This is a genomic window from Shewanella sp. 10N.286.51.B8 (genome assembly GCF_041469325.1).
Taxonomy (GTDB): Bacteria; Pseudomonadota; Gammaproteobacteria; order Enterobacterales; family Shewanellaceae; genus Shewanella.
In genome coordinates, this window is sequence record NZ_JBFRKG010000023.1 from 70,993 (window position 1) to 88,813 (window position 17,821).

Annotated in this window: 13 protein-coding genes; 8 read left to right on the forward strand and 5 right to left on the reverse strand. The window is 43.2% G+C overall.

Going from position 1 to position 17,821, the window contains the following annotated elements; translation table 11 throughout:
* Nucleotides 1-42 precede the first annotated feature (42 nt).
* The 5 genes from tldD (at nt 43) to AB4160_RS09525 (ending at nt 6,417) form a co-directional block, all read left to right on the forward strand.
* Nucleotides 43-1,491 (forward strand): metalloprotease TldD, encoded by a 1,449-nt coding sequence (gene tldD / locus AB4160_RS09505; protein ID WP_372004357.1) that lies wholly within the window; start codon nt 43-45, stop codon nt 1,489-1,491.
* A gap of 193 nt (nt 1,492-1,684) precedes the next feature.
* Nucleotides 1,685-3,085: a TolC family protein gene (locus tag AB4160_RS09510; protein ID WP_372004418.1), complete on the forward strand. Its 1,401-nt coding sequence runs from the start codon at nt 1,685-1,687 to the stop codon at nt 3,083-3,085.
* Entirely contained in the window at nt 3,075-4,049 is a 975-nt protein-coding gene (locus tag AB4160_RS09515) for an HlyD family secretion protein (RefSeq protein WP_102439991.1), read from the forward strand. Before AB4160_RS09510 ends, AB4160_RS09515 begins: the two co-directional genes overlap by 11 nt.
* Before the next feature lie 38 nt (nt 4,050-4,087).
* Complete coding sequence (locus tag AB4160_RS09520) at nt 4,088-5,272, forward strand: ABC transporter permease (RefSeq protein WP_372004359.1); 1,185 nt, start codon at nt 4,088-4,090, stop codon at nt 5,270-5,272.
* Nucleotides 5,269-6,417, forward strand: a complete 1,149-nt coding sequence (locus tag AB4160_RS09525; RefSeq protein ID WP_372004361.1) for an ABC transporter permease — start codon at nt 5,269-5,271, stop codon at nt 6,415-6,417. The genes AB4160_RS09520 and AB4160_RS09525 overlap by 4 nt, the downstream gene beginning before the upstream one ends.
* A 197-nt stretch (nt 6,418-6,614) precedes the next feature.
* On the opposite strand, the gene AB4160_RS09530 is transcribed toward AB4160_RS09525, so the two are convergent.
* The 4 genes from AB4160_RS09530 to yjgA form a co-directional block, all read right to left on the reverse strand.
* Entirely contained in the window at nt 6,615-7,112 is a 498-nt protein-coding gene (locus AB4160_RS09530) for a hypothetical protein (RefSeq protein WP_102475466.1), read from the reverse strand.
* A 150-nt stretch (nt 7,113-7,262) separates the two neighbouring features.
* A complete protein-coding gene (locus tag AB4160_RS09535; protein WP_102439987.1) occupies nt 7,263-8,141 on the reverse strand; it encodes a LysR substrate-binding domain-containing protein in 879 nt (292 codons plus the stop codon).
* 245 nt (nt 8,142-8,386) lie between these two features.
* Nucleotides 8,387-10,939: an Ig-like domain-containing protein gene (locus tag AB4160_RS09540; RefSeq protein WP_372004363.1), complete on the reverse strand. Its 2,553-nt coding sequence runs from the start codon at nt 10,937-10,939 to the stop codon at nt 8,387-8,389.
* Between the two features lie 24 nt (nt 10,940-10,963).
* Nucleotides 10,964-11,497: a ribosome biogenesis factor YjgA gene (yjgA, locus tag AB4160_RS09545; RefSeq protein ID WP_102440045.1), complete on the reverse strand. Its 534-nt coding sequence runs from the start codon at nt 11,495-11,497 to the stop codon at nt 10,964-10,966.
* Between the two features lie 355 nt (nt 11,498-11,852).
* Between yjgA and pmbA the strand changes: the two genes are divergently transcribed.
* Nucleotides 11,853-13,196 (forward strand): metalloprotease PmbA, encoded by a 1,344-nt coding sequence (gene pmbA, locus AB4160_RS09550; RefSeq protein ID WP_102439985.1) that lies wholly within the window; start codon nt 11,853-11,855, stop codon nt 13,194-13,196.
* A gap of 194 nt (nt 13,197-13,390) precedes the next feature.
* Nucleotides 13,391-14,755, forward strand: a complete 1,365-nt coding sequence (locus tag AB4160_RS09555) for a hypothetical protein (RefSeq protein ID WP_102439984.1) — start codon at nt 13,391-13,393, stop codon at nt 14,753-14,755.
* Nucleotides 14,756-14,865: 110 nt separating this feature from the next.
* On the opposite strand, the gene AB4160_RS09560 is transcribed toward AB4160_RS09555, so the two are convergent.
* A complete protein-coding gene (locus AB4160_RS09560; protein ID WP_372004365.1) occupies nt 14,866-15,882 on the reverse strand; it encodes a phosphotransferase in 1,017 nt (338 codons plus the stop codon).
* Nucleotides 15,883-16,206: 324 nt separating this feature from the next.
* Between AB4160_RS09560 and AB4160_RS09565 the strand changes: the two genes are divergently transcribed.
* Entirely contained in the window at nt 16,207-17,691 is a 1,485-nt protein-coding gene (locus AB4160_RS09565; RefSeq protein WP_372004421.1) for a S10 family peptidase, read from the forward strand.
* Nucleotides 17,692-17,821: the final 130 nt, after the last annotated feature.

The following is a 17,821-nucleotide window of genomic DNA, read 5'->3' on the forward strand; positions in this document are numbered from 1 at the left end:
CAAGAATCCACATACAGGCCATGGGGCTTAAAGAGAGAATTAATGCCATTTTTAGCTCAAGTAGAACAAAGTTTATTACAAGGCGCACTCACCCTTGACGGGCTGCAAGATTATCTGAACATTATTCATCAGCATAATATTGATTTTTCAGATTTATATTTTCAAGGCAGCCGCCATGAAACCTGGGCGCTTGAAGATGGCATTATCAAAGAAGGTAGCTTTCATATTGAGCGCGGAGTCGGTGTTCGTGCCATTACTGGCGAGAAAACCGGTTTCGCTTATGCTGATGAAATTAATCCAGCAGCATTACGCGCAGCAGCAGAAGCGGCAAGAGGCATTGCCTTGGCGGGCCAAGAGCACAAAGTACATGCCTTTAAACGTCATGACACCCATAAGCTTTACAGTAGTGATGACCCCATAGCGGCCATGGAAGAAGCGCCAAAAATTAATTTGCTCAAGCAAACTGATGCCTATATTCGTAGCCTAGATAGCCGCATTATTCAAGTGGTAGTGAGCTTGTCTGGCGTACATGAAGAAATTTTAGTGGCTGCCAGTGATGGCACCTTAGCGGCGGATATTCGTCCGTTAGTGCGCTTTAATTGTAGTGTTATTTTAGAAGATAACGGTAAGCGTGAGCGCGGCAGTGCCGGTGGCGGCGGTCGTCATGATTACAGCGTATTTATGGCAACTGATGACGCCGGTTTACCTGTGTGTTTTGACTTTGCCCGTGAAGCGGTGCGTCAAGCCCAAGTGAATATCAATGCTATTGATGCCCCAGCAGGTCAAATGGCCGTAGTACTGGGTAACGGCTGGCCTGGCGTATTGCTGCATGAAGCAGTAGGTCACGGTTTAGAAGGTGACTTTAACCGTAAAGGCAGCAGTGCCTTTAGCGGTAAAGTCGGTCAGCAAGTGGCCTCAGAATTAGTTACCGTAGTGGATGATGGCACCATTGTTAATCGCCGTGGTTCATTAAGTATTGATGATGAAGGGGTGCCAACCCAAAAGACCACCTTAATCGAAAATGGTATTTTAAAGGGCTATATGCAAGATAAGCTTAATGCGCGTCTAATGGGCGAGCCGACAACCGGTAACGGCCGCCGTGAATCTTATGCGCACCTGCCAATGCCACGTATGACTAATACCTATATGGAAGCTGGCACTTCAACGCCTGAAGAAATGATCAAGTCAGTAGAGAAAGGCATTTATGCGCCTAATTTTGGTGGCGGCCAAGTGGATATTACCTCAGGCAAATTTGTGTTCTCAGCCTCAGAAGCCTACCTGATTGAAAATGGCGAAGTCACCCAAGCAATTAAAGGGGCTACGCTTATTGGCAACGGTCCAGAAGCCATGAGCCAAATATCTATGGTGGGTAATGATCTGGCCTTAGATCAAGGTGTCGGCGTGTGCGGTAAAGATGGTCAAAGTGTACCAGTTGGGGTGGGGCAACCTACCTTGAAGTTAGACAGTTTAACCGTTGGCGGCACTGCTTAACAATGAAACCAAGGTGCCTTAATAGCACCTTAGTTATTTAGGCCATTCTAATCGACATTGCTTTATATTTAGCTACACTTAACTAACTGTTGTTGATGTAAAAAGTAAAGTTAGTCACGACTTGCTAATAACATAGAGTAAAAAATCTAATCAGGGTGGTGTAATGGGCTATTTGGTCATTTGTAATCGTATTATGTGCTGTCGTTTTGCCGCATTTTTAGTTGTGGGGATCAGCGTTATTAGCGCAGCTCAGGCTGAGCCCTTGGCTTTTAATCAGGCTTGGCAACAACTGCTAACGGTCAGTGATAAGTTAAAGGCGCAATCTCAAGAAGTCAGCCGCGCTGAAGCGGAGCAAGATGCGGGCAAAGACTTAAGTTTGCCCTCGCTTGATCTATCAGGAAGTTATACCCGCTTAGAAAAACCCGTAGAACTTGATTTACGGGATCTTAATCCCATTGCATCATTAGATCCCGCCGCTCTGCCGCCAGCCCTTGGCAATATCATTGGTGCGATCCCCGGCTCACTGTTTGTGACCCCGTTTACCGAGCAAGACGTTTTTCGAGCCAGTTTAAAAGCCATGTGGCCAATTTATACTGGTGGACAAATTACTGCGGCTCAAGGTATTCAAGCCGCCCAAGTGGAAGAAAAAAAGCATCAGTACGCCTTAGTCAGCCGCGAGCTGTTTACCCAGCTTGTCGATCGCTACTTTGCAGTAGCATTGACCAAAACCTTAGTGCAAACGAATCAACAGTTGGTTGATTCGTTAACCGAGCACGCGTCACACGCGCAGAAATTAGAGCGCGAAGGGCAGATTGCCAAAGTTGAGCGCTTAAATGCCCAAGTGGCGCTAGAAAATGCCAAAGTTAATTTAGGCAGCTCCCAACGCCAATATGAAATGTCGACCATTGCTTTATCGAGAATGTTGCAGCTGAGCAATACTACTCCTACATCGGGGTTATTCTCACTGGCGCAGCCGCCATCATTGCCGCGCTTAAGCCAATTAACCATCAGCCAGCACCCTGCGCTAAAACTGCTGGAGGCTAAAGAAACCCAAGCGAATGGGCTAATTAAACTCGAAAAGGGTAAGTATCATCCCACCGTATTTTTATACGGTAATTACACCCTTTACGAGGACGATAGTTTATTTTCGCAAATTGAACCCGACTGGATGGTTGGATTAGGCGTAAATGTGCCAATATTTAGCCGTGTTGGCCGCAGCGGTAAAGTCAAAGCCGCCCAAAGCGCCTTGTTGCAAGCTAAGCATACTAAGGCGCAAACTCAGCAAGACTTAAGCCTGCTGGTGGATCAAAGCTATCGCCAACTCCAGCAAGCAGATGAAGAAGTTAACGCCCTTAATGCCTCTTTAGCTCTCGCTACCGAAAACCTGAGATTACGTGAACTTGCCTTTAATCAAGGTCTATCAACCTCAATCGATCGGGTGGATGCAGAGCTTAAACTCAGCGCTGTTAAAACCCAGCAACTGGGGGCGCAATATCGCTATGTACAAGCATATGCCAGATTAATGGCCATCAGCGGTCAAGTGGATGAATTTATCGGTCGAACCCAATTACAGGAGAGCCAGCATGCGGGCTAATAAGATTATTGCAGTTATCGCCATTATTTTTTTGGTGGGCATATTAGCTAACGGCTTGAGATTGGCATTTGAGCCTAAACCCAGTGTATTGCAGGGGCAAATAGAGGCCAGAGAATACAATATCTCCTCTAAAGTGCCCGGCCGCGTTGAGCAAGTCATGGTTAGGCGCGGCGACAAAGTGGCCATTGGCGACTTATTATTTGCCATTAATAGCCCGGAATTAGCCGCTAAATTAATGCAAGCGGAGGGCGGTCGTGACGCCGCCAATGCCATGCAACAAGAGGCGGATAACGGCGCAAGACAACAGCAAGTTACCGCAGCAAAGGAGCAATGGCTCAAAGCTAAGGCGGCGACAGAGTTAATGCAAACCACCTATCAGCGAGTTGAAAACTTGTTTAATGAAGGAGTGGTTGCCAGACAAAAGCGCGATGAAGCCTTTACCCAATGGCAAGCAGCTAAATACACTGAGCAAGCGGCGTTAGCTATGTATGAAATGGCCGATGAAGGCGCCCGAGTCGAGACTAAAGCTGCTGCGGCGGGTAATGCCCGTATGGCAGAAGGTGCAGTCAAAGAAGTGAATGCCATTTTAGCCGACAGCCAAATGCGCTCGCCTAAAGTAGCTGAAGTCAGTGACGTGTTATTGCAAGCGGGTGAGTTAGCCCCAAGTGGTTTTCCTGTGGTCAGTTTAATTGATATGTCGGATGCCTGGGCCGTATTGCAACTACGTGAAGACCAATTGGCTGAGTTTAAAGTGGGCAATGTTGTGTCGCTAACCATTCCGGCATTAAAACTGACCACGGACTTTACAGTGGCGCACATCAGTGTGATGGGCAGTTTTGCGACTTGGCGCTCCACTGAAAGTGGTCACGACTTTGATATGCGTACTTTTCAAGTCGAGCTGCGCCCCAATGAAGCCATTGATGATCTTAGAGTGGGCATGTCAGTATTACTGACATTAGATTAATCTCAGCATTTACAAGCCAGTAGAGGCTAGAGGCGCTCATGGGAGCTTTATTACAGAAAGAACTCAAGACACTGTGGAACTCACCTTGGCAATTAGCCTTGGTGACTTACATTCCCATCATCAGCATGTTGTGTTTATGGTGGCTATTTAGTGCAGGTTTACCACGACAATTACCCGTAGCAGTGGTTGATTTAGATAACAGCCAGCTAACGCGAACATTGACTCGCAACCTCAGTGCTAACTCCGTTATCAGCCCTAAAACTTATCCTAATCTGGCACTGGCTCAAGAAGCTATGAGTACTGCAGAGGTCTATGCGCTGGTAGTGTACCCCCATCAGTTTAAGCATGGCTTATTAACAGGCGTTAGCCCGACCATAGATATTCGTTATAACAGCCAGTTCTTATTAGTCGGTAAGTTGTTATCCAGTCAATTACAATTAAGCCTTGGCTCAGGGTTAATGCAAGTGGCGGGGCTAAAACAACTTTTAGGCGGTGCCAATAAAGCATCTGTTGCAGTAAATTTATCCCCAGTGACCAGTCAAACCACGGCTTTATTTAATCGAAATAATAACTACGTCGGATTTTTAGTGCCGCCAGTATTAATTGCATTGCTGCAGTTATTATCAATGATGGTGTTCGTGAATAGCTTAAATGCTAGTTTGATCAAAGGTGAAGATAAATGCTTATTGCCTGATAATTTTTGGCAATTAGTGGCCACTAAAGTCATGCTCTACACGCCAATCATGTTGCTCCATGGCGGCTTTATTTTAGTTTGGTTATATGGCTATTTAGGCTTACCCATTGCTGGCAGCTTAGGCTTGTTAGTACTGACTCAGGCCATGATGCTAGGGGCCTTGTGGCTATTGGTCATATTAGTGGTGGTGGTTATGCGCGAGCCTGCTGGCAGTATCAGTATGGGCTCGGCGATGTTTGCGCCAGCATTTGCCTTTATGGGGATTACATTTCCAGTTAATGATATGCCGCAATTGGCGCAGTGGTGGCGATTGTTAATGCCTTCAAGTCATTATATGGACACCCATGTTATTGTGGTTAGCTATGGCGCCGAGGCTGGGCAGGTATTATTGCAATCTAGCTCCTTGTTATATTTTCTCGTGTTATTGCCTATTGCTTGGTTATTAGCAAAAATCATTCGTCAAAAACAAGCGCCGGTAAATAGTGCTGAGTCGTTAGCTGTTGTGAGCCAACAGCAGGAGGCACGATGAATTGGTTGCAACTTGTTATCGCTGATTTTAAAGCGCTGTTAAGTGATAAAGATATTGTACTGACGGTTTTTGGCGGCTTACTGTTTTACTCGGTGTTATACCCTCTGCCTTATTTACATCAAGTCCCTACCGAGCAAAAAATTGTCGTGGTAGATCATGATAACTCTTCATTGAGCAGACAGTTAGTGCGTCATGCCGATGCCAGCCCCAAAATCAAAATAGTCAGCCAAGTGGCCAGCATCAATGAGGCGCAGCAGTGGATTTCAAACGGCGATGCCTTTGGTTTATTGGTTATTCCAGAAGGCTTTAGGCGTAACCTACTGCTGGGTAAAGGGGCAACCTTAAGTTACGGTGGTGATGCCAGTTACTTCTTAATTTATTCTGCGGTAGCAGAAGGGTTAGTGGCAGCAGGCATGGATGCCAGTAAACAAGTGCAAATGATAGGCTTACTGGCGCGGGGCGAGAATCCGCAGCAAATTCAACAAGATCTTAATTCAGTCAATTTAAATAGTGTGCCGGCATTTAATCCAAGTTTAGGCTATACCCCTTATGTGGTGCCGGGATTATTTTTACTGATCTTGCATCAAACCCTCTTGATAGGTGCCAGTATTTTAGGCGCAGGCCAATGGCGTAAACAGGGCTATTGGCAGCAGGTATCGCCACTGGCGTTGATCACCGCACGAATAGCCGTTTTCAGTTTAATTTATAGCTTTTTTTCATGTTTTTATTTGGGCTATTGCTACTACTTTTACGGCGTTAGTGTGCAAGCGAGTTTAGGCCAAGTGTTGCTGTTTATGGTGCCATTTATATTATCGACTGCGGCGTGCGGGGTTGCATTAAGCTGTTTGTTTGTCAGGCGTGACTTACCCACTCAAGTATTATTATTGGTCTCAATGCCGATTTTATTTGTCTCAGGCTTTGTGTGGCCGCTGGCATTAATTCCTGAGCCGTTAGTGCAAGCTTCGCAAATTATCCCTGCTGTACCTGCCATTATGGGTATGTTGCAGTTAAATCAAATGGGCGCCTCATGGGATGCCATCATGCCAATGTGGCTGCAAATGTGGGGCTTATTTTTACTGTTTAGCTTGCTGGCTTATATTGGCGTAAGACGTCGATTATTTAGTAAGGAAGGGGCCAGTGTTTAGTTTTGAGTGGCGGCCTTTAGGGCTGTGAATTAGCTGGTTAATTATGGCGTATTGAGCTTAATTATCCAGTGATCGTGATATTGATATTTTTTTGATAAATAAAAATAGGTATATTCAGATGAAATATACCTATTTTGTTTTTCATGTCTTTGAGCTTAATCATTAAGCTTTGCTGTCGCTGTTGATCGTCTTCCAAATTATAACGTTCCTGTTTCAGAGCGACTTAATTCCGCTTCTAAGCGACTTAAGTTATGTTGGTAAATTGGCTCATGGTTGGCTTTTGCTGCTTTCTTAAAATCAGCCAGTGCGCCTAGATTATCATTAGCCATTAACTTCATAACACCACGGTTATTGTAGGCATAAGCTCGCATTTGCATTGAGGGTAACTTAGCAGCCTTATTGGCCATTTCTACCGCTTCAGTACAAGCTGTTTCAGCAATATCAAACTTTGAAAGCTTAGTGTAGCCAACACAAAGACTCAAACTGCGAGTGTATTTGTCAATGACAGTGGCGGTGGCAGCTTCTGTTAGGGCGATGCCTTCACTGATGTCACCAGATTGAATGGCATCAACTCCAGGTGTGTCTTCAATAAGTACCATTTTATATTTGCTCGTTTCGATGGCATTGGCCATCACAGCAGAGCTTGATAATAATAAACCAGCTGCGGTGATGATAGAGAGTGTTGATTTTTTCATGGTTATATTCCTTTATAGGTAGTAGCTAGTTGCTACAGGGCTAATTTAGGAAAAAAGTCTGAGGCTGACAAACGAGATAAATCAATTTGATAAGTGAGATTTATTCACTCATGAAGTGGTTAACCTATTAGTCAGCCCTGGTGAGGTGGTTTAAAAATGGAAGCGGGCGACAACCCAATCAATAAGTAACTGCACTTCAGGCTTGGTGACATTGTTATGGTTGATCAGATAGTAGCGGTCGTGACTGGTTAAAGATTGCTCAAATAATGAAATTAACTGATTGTTTTCAAACCATGATTTACTGATAGGCAGTGGGATTAATGCGATGCCTAAACCTTGCTCAGCAGCTCTTGCGACGCTAAACATACTATCTAATTGAATTATTTGTTTGGGTTTGAAATGATCAAGGCCAACACTTTCAGCCCATTGATGCCAGGCATAGGGTCTTGCCTGATGCATGATTAACGGGACTTCTAACAGGGCGCTAAAGCCTTTATGTTCAAGCCTGTTAAACAGTGCTGGGTTACAGGCTGGAACATAATTAAGCGGAAATAAATCATACGATTTATCAGGGTCTTGGCGACTACCAGATAACACGATCGACAGATCTGTATTGGCCGTTTGTTTGGCGCGGGTTTTAACGGTTTCGAGCTTTAAATTAATATTAGGGTATTCGTTTGACCAACCCACCAGTTGCGGTACAAACAGCTCACTGGCAAAAAATTCTGGCATGGAAATACTGACTTCATGCATGGTGTGGGCATTATTGAAGTTATTGACTGTTTCGGTCAACTGCAACATTAACGGGGTAATTTGTTGATAAAAGCGCATCCCTGTTTCTGTCAAAGTGATTGAGCGAGTTTGGCGAATAAATAATTGCTGTTGTAGGTTTTCTTCTAGCTGTTTAATTTGATGGCTCACCGCTGAAGGGGTGAGAAATAATTTTTGAGCAGTCTCTTTAAAACTGAGACATTCGGCTGCAACACAAAAACAACGCAAACCTCGTAATGAGGTATGTAAAGGTAGCATTTAAAATCCTTTTTACTAAAGTCGATGCAGGCTAAGCAAAGACTAGACCAACTAAATATTGTAGATAAAACAGATATTTAAAAGTTTAATTATTAGTCACAGTTACCAATAGTGCTTCTTTAAGCACTTATTTGGTGCATTAGCTTGATGTGGTGACTTTTCCTGAATAAGGTAAGGCCACATAAAATTAAGGCCTGCATTAGCAGGCCTTAATAGTTTCAGATCGTAATGGGGTTTTAGCAGTGCTATTGCACCGTAACCTTGACCGATTCTTCTGTCTTAATGCCACGCGGAGTGGTAACGGTTAAAGTAATGATGTCTTCACCAGTTTCATCAGCTGCGGTATAGCTAAACTGAGTCGCTTCTACATCACATGACAATGGAGGCGTAATGCTTTTGTAACTGAAACAAGTCGCATTGGGTACGGCGTAGCCACTAAAGGTGATAGATCCATTGACGGCAGCAACCGTTAAAGTTGAACCTGCTGGCATCATTTGATTGGCACTGTCATACAGTTCAACTTTCACCGTAGTCATGCTCTCTGGTGAGACGGTGAGTTCTGTGACTGGTGTGCGATCAGTATCAGTGGTGATAATGGTCGCTTTAGAACCTGACATCGTTAATACCGTTGCGGCACGAATGTAAGTTTTATTGTTTTGCTCTTGTGATGTGCCGCAATTGCTGCCTTCACATTGTGGGCCGTTAAACAATGTATCACCGAGTTCATTGTAAGGCTTGCCTGTGGTATTGAAATAAGGTTCACCATCACGGCGAACACCTGACTCATCATCATCTCTAAAGGCATCACCTAAGTCACTAAAACCACCTTGATGGTAGGTTTCAATGTCCATACCGTTACCGGTACATGCTGTTTTTACGCCTTCGGTATCTAAACATGCCTCTGCGATTGCGCCGCCATCGGCATCATCATAGATATTATTACCATTGGTATCAAAGAAGGTCTCATGACCTAAGGCATAAGCCAATACGGTCACGCGATGATCTGTAGGACGTGGGTCGGTTGAAGTCCAAACCACTGAACAGCTGCCATTTACTGTTAAACATGACGGCTGAATTTGGCCGCCCTCGGTGGTGAAATTAACCGTAGTGTCATCAGGCGCTGGATTACCAAAGCTGTCAGAGGCATAGGCGGTCATGGTGACTTCAACACCATTAACATCAGCAGCTTCAGGGTTAAATAAAGAAGGAGAAATGTTAAAGCCCAGTTGTTGAGGTAGACCTGTATTAACCGTTAACTGTTCTGATTGGGTGGTAATGATGATGCCCGAATCTGTATCTTCTGCAGAGGCTGACACTCTCACTGGGGTCGGCACTGTGCCAGATTGCACTGTAACGCTAACTAATCCGTTGGCATTACTGGTCGCTTTTGCTGTGGTTTCATCATTGGCAAAAACTAAGCCGCCGATAACGGTGTCTAAACCAAAGGTTACCTTTTGCTGCGCTGCAGGTTGACCATTAGCGCTACTGACTAAGAAAGTCACTAATGAGCTTTCAGTGGAGCCAGTACCGCCAGCGCCTTTGATGCGAATTTGGTTTGGCTCTGCAGAGATAAAGCTCAAGCTACCTAAAGTTTGGCGATCTAAAGAGAAATCAAAGCTGGCGTTGTAGGTGTCATTACCAATAACGGCTGCAGCGATAATTCGTTGGCTGCGGACACTGTTGCCACTGCAACTTGTATCTTGAAAGGTTGAGTTGGCTCTGCCTGAGGATGTCGTAACCGGGGTATCAAGACTCGCATCGCCATTGGCGACACAATCAGAACTAAACGATACGCTTACGGGGGTCTGTAATGGCTCGAATGTACCGTCAGCCGCTTCAATAATCACATCAGCATAAACGCCAAAACTTGCCCCTGCACCGATGGTGTAGGTTAGAGGATCTGCGTCGGGGTCATCAGCGATTAAGGTTGAACCTAGCTTATCTTCGATGAATGTGTCAGGGTCAACAATATAACCAAACTTAATCGTGCCTTCAGGAATCACTTCATCGCCACTTAGCACTTCATAGGCACTGCTGCCTGAAACAGTGGTGCCATCAAAGTCAGTGCTGGCAATTAAGCTATAAGCGCCAAGTTCACTGCTGTTTGGGGTGTAGCTAACAGTAGCAATACCATCAGTAGAGGTTAAGGCGGTATTTGGCGATAAACTGGCGCTGCCAGCCTGGAAGCTCACTAATTGATCCGCTATTGGTTGATTGCTGCCATCTAAAACTGCTGCCGTAAGCAATACGGCTTGATCAATCTTAAAACGGGTTACCGTTTGCCCTGCCTGAGTAATACTGGCATTGATTGTGATGGTTTCAGGTGTTGGCGTGGTGGTTGAATTAATAAATTCAAAATTACGCGAGGCAGAAACACTGTCATCAGTTTCGGATTCAGTATCTGTAGGGGTATGAGACACCACTAAGGTACCTGCGCCGACAGTATTATCTGTGGTGCTGATGAATACGCTGGCGATACCACTGCTGTTTGTTAGTGTGCTATCGACACTGGCTTGACCAAAACTTGGGGTAAAGCTGACAATGGCGCCACTGACATTACTATTGGATTGCTTTAACTGGGCTACTGCGCAAAAGCGCTCAGTGACATCAAAGCGTAATTCATCTGTGGTTTCAGCGCATTGACCATTAACAACGCTTTGGTAGCTTAGGCTAATGCTGTAACTGCCTTCGCCTCCACTGCCAGTATCGTTATCATCAGAAGGCCCATTACAAGCGGTCATTAAAAATAGTGAAGCAATAGAAAAAGGCAGTGCACGTATTATTGTATTTAGTGGCATCAGCAACATCCTTGTAAGTGGTGTTTATTCGGTTATTCCAGCACGTAAATATTTAAACAACTCGATAAATGATTTTGACTCAGGGCCTTTAGCGAGTTCTTTATTGGTTTGTCTGATTAATTGACGTAACTTTTGACGCTCAAAACTTGCGTATTCAGCCAGTAAAGCTTCAACTTCTTCGTTTGGATTTTCTAATAAGCGGGCACGTAACTTCTCAATTTTATGAACCTGTGCAGATTCATTATTGTTTTTATTCAATACATTATCGATTGATTTAATGATTGGCTCATGATCATAGCCACGCATTAGTTTGCCAATGTATTGTAAATGACGACGATAGGCTTCTGTTTTTTGCTTAATATTTTTGGCTTTTAATACTGCATCGTATAAAAACTCTTCTAGCTCGACTTTATCAAGCTGCGTTTTACTTAATGCAATTAAGCGCATGCCAAGCTCTTGAGCTTCTTCGCTTTCTTTTTTAAATTCTGTTCTGCTGACGTATTCATCGTCATTGTCGTATGGCTGTTTAAAGTGATCTGAATCGCCGACAATTTTCATAGTAATAAACCTCTCATAAATATCGGCGAATAATAGCACTTTCAGGGTGGTGTAGGCCACTGTATAACGGGTTTTCAAGCTTAAGCCGATGAATATTTTTTAAATATGTTAAGGCTGGTCAATCTTTGATGCTTACCATCGTCTTCAGCTTGCCAAAAGAGCAAGCCTGTAGAGACCGATTTATCAACCAGCTTCATAGAATCAATCTGCGAGAATTCAATATGATACTCACTGATTAACTTAAGGTTAGTTTATTTAGCGCCATTGTGGTGGGTAAATCCTTGTTTTGATGGTTATCAATACAGTTTTGAATTTGATATGCTAAGCCTAACAATGGAAACTAAAGAGTAAATTTGTGTCTACCAATAATATTGATACTGAATTAACGGCGTTACAAGATGCCGTTGCTGTCGCATTAGAGCATGCAAAAAAGTTAGGCACGAGTGCGGCTGAAGTTGCCATTAGCAAACAACAAGGTTTGTCGGTTTCAACCCGTGAAAAAGAAGTTGAAACCGTTGAATTTAATAAAGATGGTGCTTTAGGTATTACGGTTTATCGTGATGGTTGTAAGGGCAGCTCTTCAACTTCTGACCTTAGTCCTGAAGCCATTGCCGTTGCCGTTAAAGCCGCTGATGATATTGCCCGTTATACCTCATCAGACCCTTTTAGTGGCCTTGCTGATAAAGCGTTAATGGCGCAAACCATCCGCGATTTAGATTTATACCATCCTCAAGATATTACTCCTGATGAACTAGCTCAATTAGCCATTCGCGCCGAAGAAGCCAGTTTGTCAGTAGACAGTCGGGTGCAGCATTCTGATGGCGCGACCGCTAATGCTCATACTGCAGCCAAGGTCTATGGCAATAGTCACGGATTTTTAAAAGGCTATTGCAGCTCACGCTATAGCTTAAGTTGTGTGGTGATCGGTGAAGAAGACGATGGCAACATGCAGCGTGACTATGATTACACCATTGCACGTAAATATAATGAGTTAATGACGCCTGAGTCAGTGGGGATTTTAGCCGCTAACAAAACGGCTAGTCGTCTCAATGCCCGTAAAATTCCCACGGCTAAACTGCCTGTACTATTTTCGCCTGAAATCGCCACTGGTTTAATGGGTCATTTGATCGGTGCGATAAGTGGTAGCAGTCTGTACCGTAAATCGAGTTTTTTACAAGATTCGATTAATACGCAGCTGTTTCCTGAATGGTTTAACATCGAGGAAAACCCACATCTTATTGGCGCTTTAGCCAGTGCAAATTATGATAGTGAAGGTGTGGCTACCCAGCAGCGTAATATTATCGATGCTGGCCATTTATCCACTTACCTGCTAACCAGTTATTCAGCGCGCAAGTTAGATTTAGTCAATACAGGTCATGCTGGTGGCATTTATAACTGGACCTTAAGTCATAGCGGCCAAACCTTTGATGAATTAGTAAAAGCCATGGGCACAGGTCTTATCGTCACAGAAGTGATGGGCCAAGGTGTCAATATGGTCACAGGCGATTACTCTCGCGGCGCTGCTGGATTTTATGTTGAGAACGGTGAAATTCAGTTCCCAGTAGAAGAAATCACCATTGCAGGCAATTTAAGAGACATGTTCATGGGCATTCAAGGTGTGGCTAAGGATAGAGACTTACGTTCATCTATTCGCACTGGCGGTATCTTACTGAGTGAAATGAAAATAGCCGGTAGCTAAGCGCTGCGCTGCAGTAATAAGTTTACTGTCTTAACCTTTAAAACACCGACTTGTCGGTGTTTTTTTGTTTTTGTCAGAGTAATGGAACCCTCTAATTTACATAGTCTTTATGAGCTTTACACTTCTTGACAATCGATTACGCTCAAGCTTAGTCCTATCCATTAATATGTAGTTAAATCGTTAATGGAGTTGTTATGTTTGATAAAAAAATGTGTGGATTAATGATGTTGGGACTGAGCTCCTTAACTCTGATGGGCTGTGATTCTTCTGATAGTGATGATAACAGTGAAACTGATAGTGCTTATATCCAGTTTTATAATGCGTCGGCTAACAGCACAGCCACATCATTGGTGATGGACGAGTATGAATACACTTCGGTGGCGTTTAGCGACAGTATGCCCCGCTATAGTTACGCTACTGGTAGTGTCACCATGGAGATCTATGGTTCAGATGAAAATGGTGATTCAAGCAGTATTTATTCTGAGGACATGGATCTAGATAAAGAAGAGAATCATTTATTTGTCCTTTATGGTGATTATCACTCGCCGGAGCTACTCAAGGTTATTTATGACCGCGCGGATATGGATGACCTCAATAGCGATGAAGATAATGAATACAGTAAAATGCAGGTGCTGGTTGCCAATGTTACTGCAGAGGAAATGGCATTTGATGCTTACATTTCCCTCGACACTGACTCATACGCCGATGCCACTATGATTGGTAGTGTCGATTACCGTGGGGTCACCTCAGAATTGATGCTCGACACTGATGACTATATTGTTTATCTCACCGACAAGGGTACAGATAATGTGGTCTACACCACAAGCAGTATGAGCTTAACCACAGAAACTGTTTATAAATTTATGATTAGAAACAGTTTTGGTTCAGGTGATTTAAAAGTGGTGATCGACAGTGTCGATTCAACCACAACGCCAACGTCTTACACTAACATCGATGCTACTGCAGATTTTCGGGTCTTTAACGGGCTAGAGCAACGTAGTTTAGATGTCGATGTGATCAGTAAAGCTGAGTCGCATTACTTACTTGATATCGCTCCTTTTACTGTAAGCGATTACCAACAAACCGGTTTTAATGATTATGGCGTCAGTGTCACAGATTCAGCCACTGCAGAAATACTGTTAGACAATGTACTAGTGACCTTTAATCAAGATGATGTCCGTACCTTATTGCTATACCAAGATGACACAATTAAAGGCATGGTCATTGAACATGATTTGCGCCCAAGAGCCTTTGAAAACAACGTTGATATCGTGAATTTATCGCAGGATTATGATGATTTAAGCGTGTATTTTGTTCGCAGCTCGGAGACGATTGAGTCGGCAGAATATAGCATCACGGATTTGGATTTTACCGATCAAGATAGCTTAGTATTACTCCATGATAATTATGAAGTTAATGTGGTTTATGAGTCAGATAACGGTACTAAAACCTTATTATATCAATCTGATTTTATTAGCTTTGACGGTGAAAGTAATTACAGCTTTGTATTAATGCCAGATAGCAGCAGCTCTTTTGGGTATAACTTGGTACAGCTTTAGTTATTGAGAGTCATAAAAACAGTAAATCAATCAAAATGCCGATAAATATTATCGGCATTTTTTTAAATTTGAGTCTCGCTGCGAGCTTTAACAGCAATTAATTATGTCATTCAAGTTGCCGTTAACGCCGTATTAAACAATCGCTTAAAGGCATTTTTAAAAGCAGTTTGTACATCCTCAACACCCTGTGGCGGTAGTTGATTGATCATGTGTGCATAAGACACCGCTTGATGGGCATAGCAAACGACTTCAGCGATATTCCATGCGTCATGTAATTGCTCTATTGAGAGTAAATGGCGCCATTGTGATAAGTACTGATGAACTACAGCCTGTTGTTCATTAGTGGTTTTCATTCGATATAAGTAAGTGCCATCAATAAATGGGTGACTAATGCAGCCATCACTCCAGTCAAAGAAAATATGCCGACCGTTTACCTTAGCGATGTTCTCAATGTGTAAATCACTATGCACTAGCGTATTGGGTAAATTGAATTGCGCCAAGGCTGTAATTGAGTGTTGAAGTGAGATTAATATCGCCTGATATTGTTGATGGGTAAGCGCCATCGACGTTGGCAGCCTTGTTAAAATACTGTCATCATCAAATATGCTTTTGAGTTGTAGCGGTAAGTTGTGTATATCGCGAGTTAAACAACCTGATTGAGCTATTGCGTCAATATGATCAGCACTGTGTATTTGCATTTGTGCAAACGAAGCAAAAGCCTCAGCCCATGCGGTGAGCTGCACAGTATCTTCATAGGCTACGCCAAAATCCTCTGTCAGCATCCATTGCTTTGCTTCATCAATCGCTATCACTTTGGCCGACTGTTGCGGAAATAATTGACCCAGCTTTTGACAAAGTTTCGCTTCATTTGAAAATAATGGTAAATAAGCCGTCGCTTTAAAATACACATCACCTTGAGTGGTTGCTTGCTGTAAAACCTGCCCTAGAGACCAGCACTTTATTTCTACAAGGTCACCTATTGGCTCAATATTATGAGCTGCCAATACAGATGTTACCCAAAGGTTTGCTGCTTTAGGCCAACTTGAAGCTTGCCATGTTTGCAAGGGGAGTTGATGAGGTGTTTGTTGATTCTGTTGCAGACGCTTTTGCGCTATGGGGGAAGTCATTATTTGGATTCTATTGTTGTTATTGTTGCTTTTAGCATAGCCTTACCGATATCTAAAATGTGAATATACGTTTGCTTACGATTAATGTTAACGATTAAGTAATTGATAAGTATGAGTACTTTAAGGGTTTTCTTTATCGCTCCACACACTGGTATTGCACTTTTAATCATATAGACATTAAATATATTTACATAAATGTATCATTGAATCTTTAATTGCCACAAGCAACTATCAATCGACAATATCAATAATAAGAGAGAAGGTATGAAAACACAGATGATTACAGCCATCATAGCAAGTTTATTGTTATGTTCTGTATCTACAATGACGCTTGCTGAAGAGCAAGCTACAGCTAAAAAGCAGGATTATAGTCGTCACATTCCTGTCGACAGTAGTGTTGTCACCAGCCATAAAACCAAAGTTAACGGTAATAGCTTCTCCTATACTGCAACGGTTGGAACACAGCCAGTATGGAATAAAAAAGGCGAGGCGGTTGCGACATTAAGTTATACCTATTATCAAAGAGATAATGTAAAAAATACTGCCAAAAGACCACTACTGATTTCATTTAACGGTGGCCCTGGTTCTGCTTCTGTGTGGATGGATATTGGCTATACCGGCCCGCGTGCGATTAATGTCGATGATGAGGGTTATCCATTACAACCTTATGGGGTGAAAACTAATCCATACTCGATTTTAGATATTGCAGACATTGTTTATGTAAACCCGGTTAATACTGGTTATTCAAGAGTGCTAGCTAATAAAGACGGCGAAATGCCGAGCAAAGATGAGCAGCAAGAGATGTTCTTTGGGGTTAACACTGACATCAAATATTTAGCTGAATGGGTCAATACCTTTGTTAGCCGTACTGAACGCTGGCGCTCACCTAAATATCTGATTGGTGAAAGCTATGGCACCACCCGAGTTGCTGGGTTGGCACTTGAGTTACAAAATCGCCAATGGATGTATGTGAATGGGGTTATTTTAGTCTCGCCGACTGACATGGGTATTGAGCGCAAAGGCCCGGTTAAATCAGCTAACCGCTTACCGTATTTCGCAGCAGCGGCTTGGTATCACAAAGCCTTAACTGCTGAACTTCAACAAGCCGACCTTGCTGATTTTTTGCCTGAAGTTGAAGCCTTTACCATTAATGAATATATCCCTGCACTAGCTATGGGCGGCTTTATCGCTCCAGATCATAAACAAAAAATTGCAGAGAAAGTGGCGCTGTATTCAGGCCTCAGTGTTGATGTTATTTTGAAATCAAACCTTGATGTGTCAACTCGATACTTTTGGAAAGAGTTACTGCGTGAGCGTGGGCAAACCATTGGCCGTTTAGACTCACGTTATATTGGCATAGATAAACAAGATGTCGGTGATAGCCCAGACTTTAACGCTGAACTTATGTCTTGGTTACACTCCTTTACCCCTGCAATTAATGCTTACATGCGTGAAGAGCTAAATTACAAAACCGATGTAAAATATTACATGCTGGGTGATGTACACCCGTGGGATCGCACCGAAAATAAAACCGGTGAAAACCTACGTCAGGCGATGGCGCAAAACCCATATTTAAATGTGTTATTTCAAGCGGGTTACTATGACGGCGCGACGAACTACTTCGATGCCAAATATAGCATGTGGCAATTAGATCCGAGCAGCAAAATGAAACAACGCCTTAGCTTTAAAGGCTACCGCAGCGGTCATATGATGTATTTACGTGCCGAAGATTTAAAGCAATCAAATCAAGACTTACGTGAGTTTATTGAGAACAGTTTGCCAAAAGAAGATGCGGCAGCAAAATATTAACTGCTAATGTTTAAAAATAGCAAAGTCGCACTCATTTTAGGTGGCTGAGCTATTGATTAAAGAGGAGCTTCGGCTCCTTTTTCGATATTAAACTCAGCGAAATGAATGCGAATAAATAGCTGTGTGCACA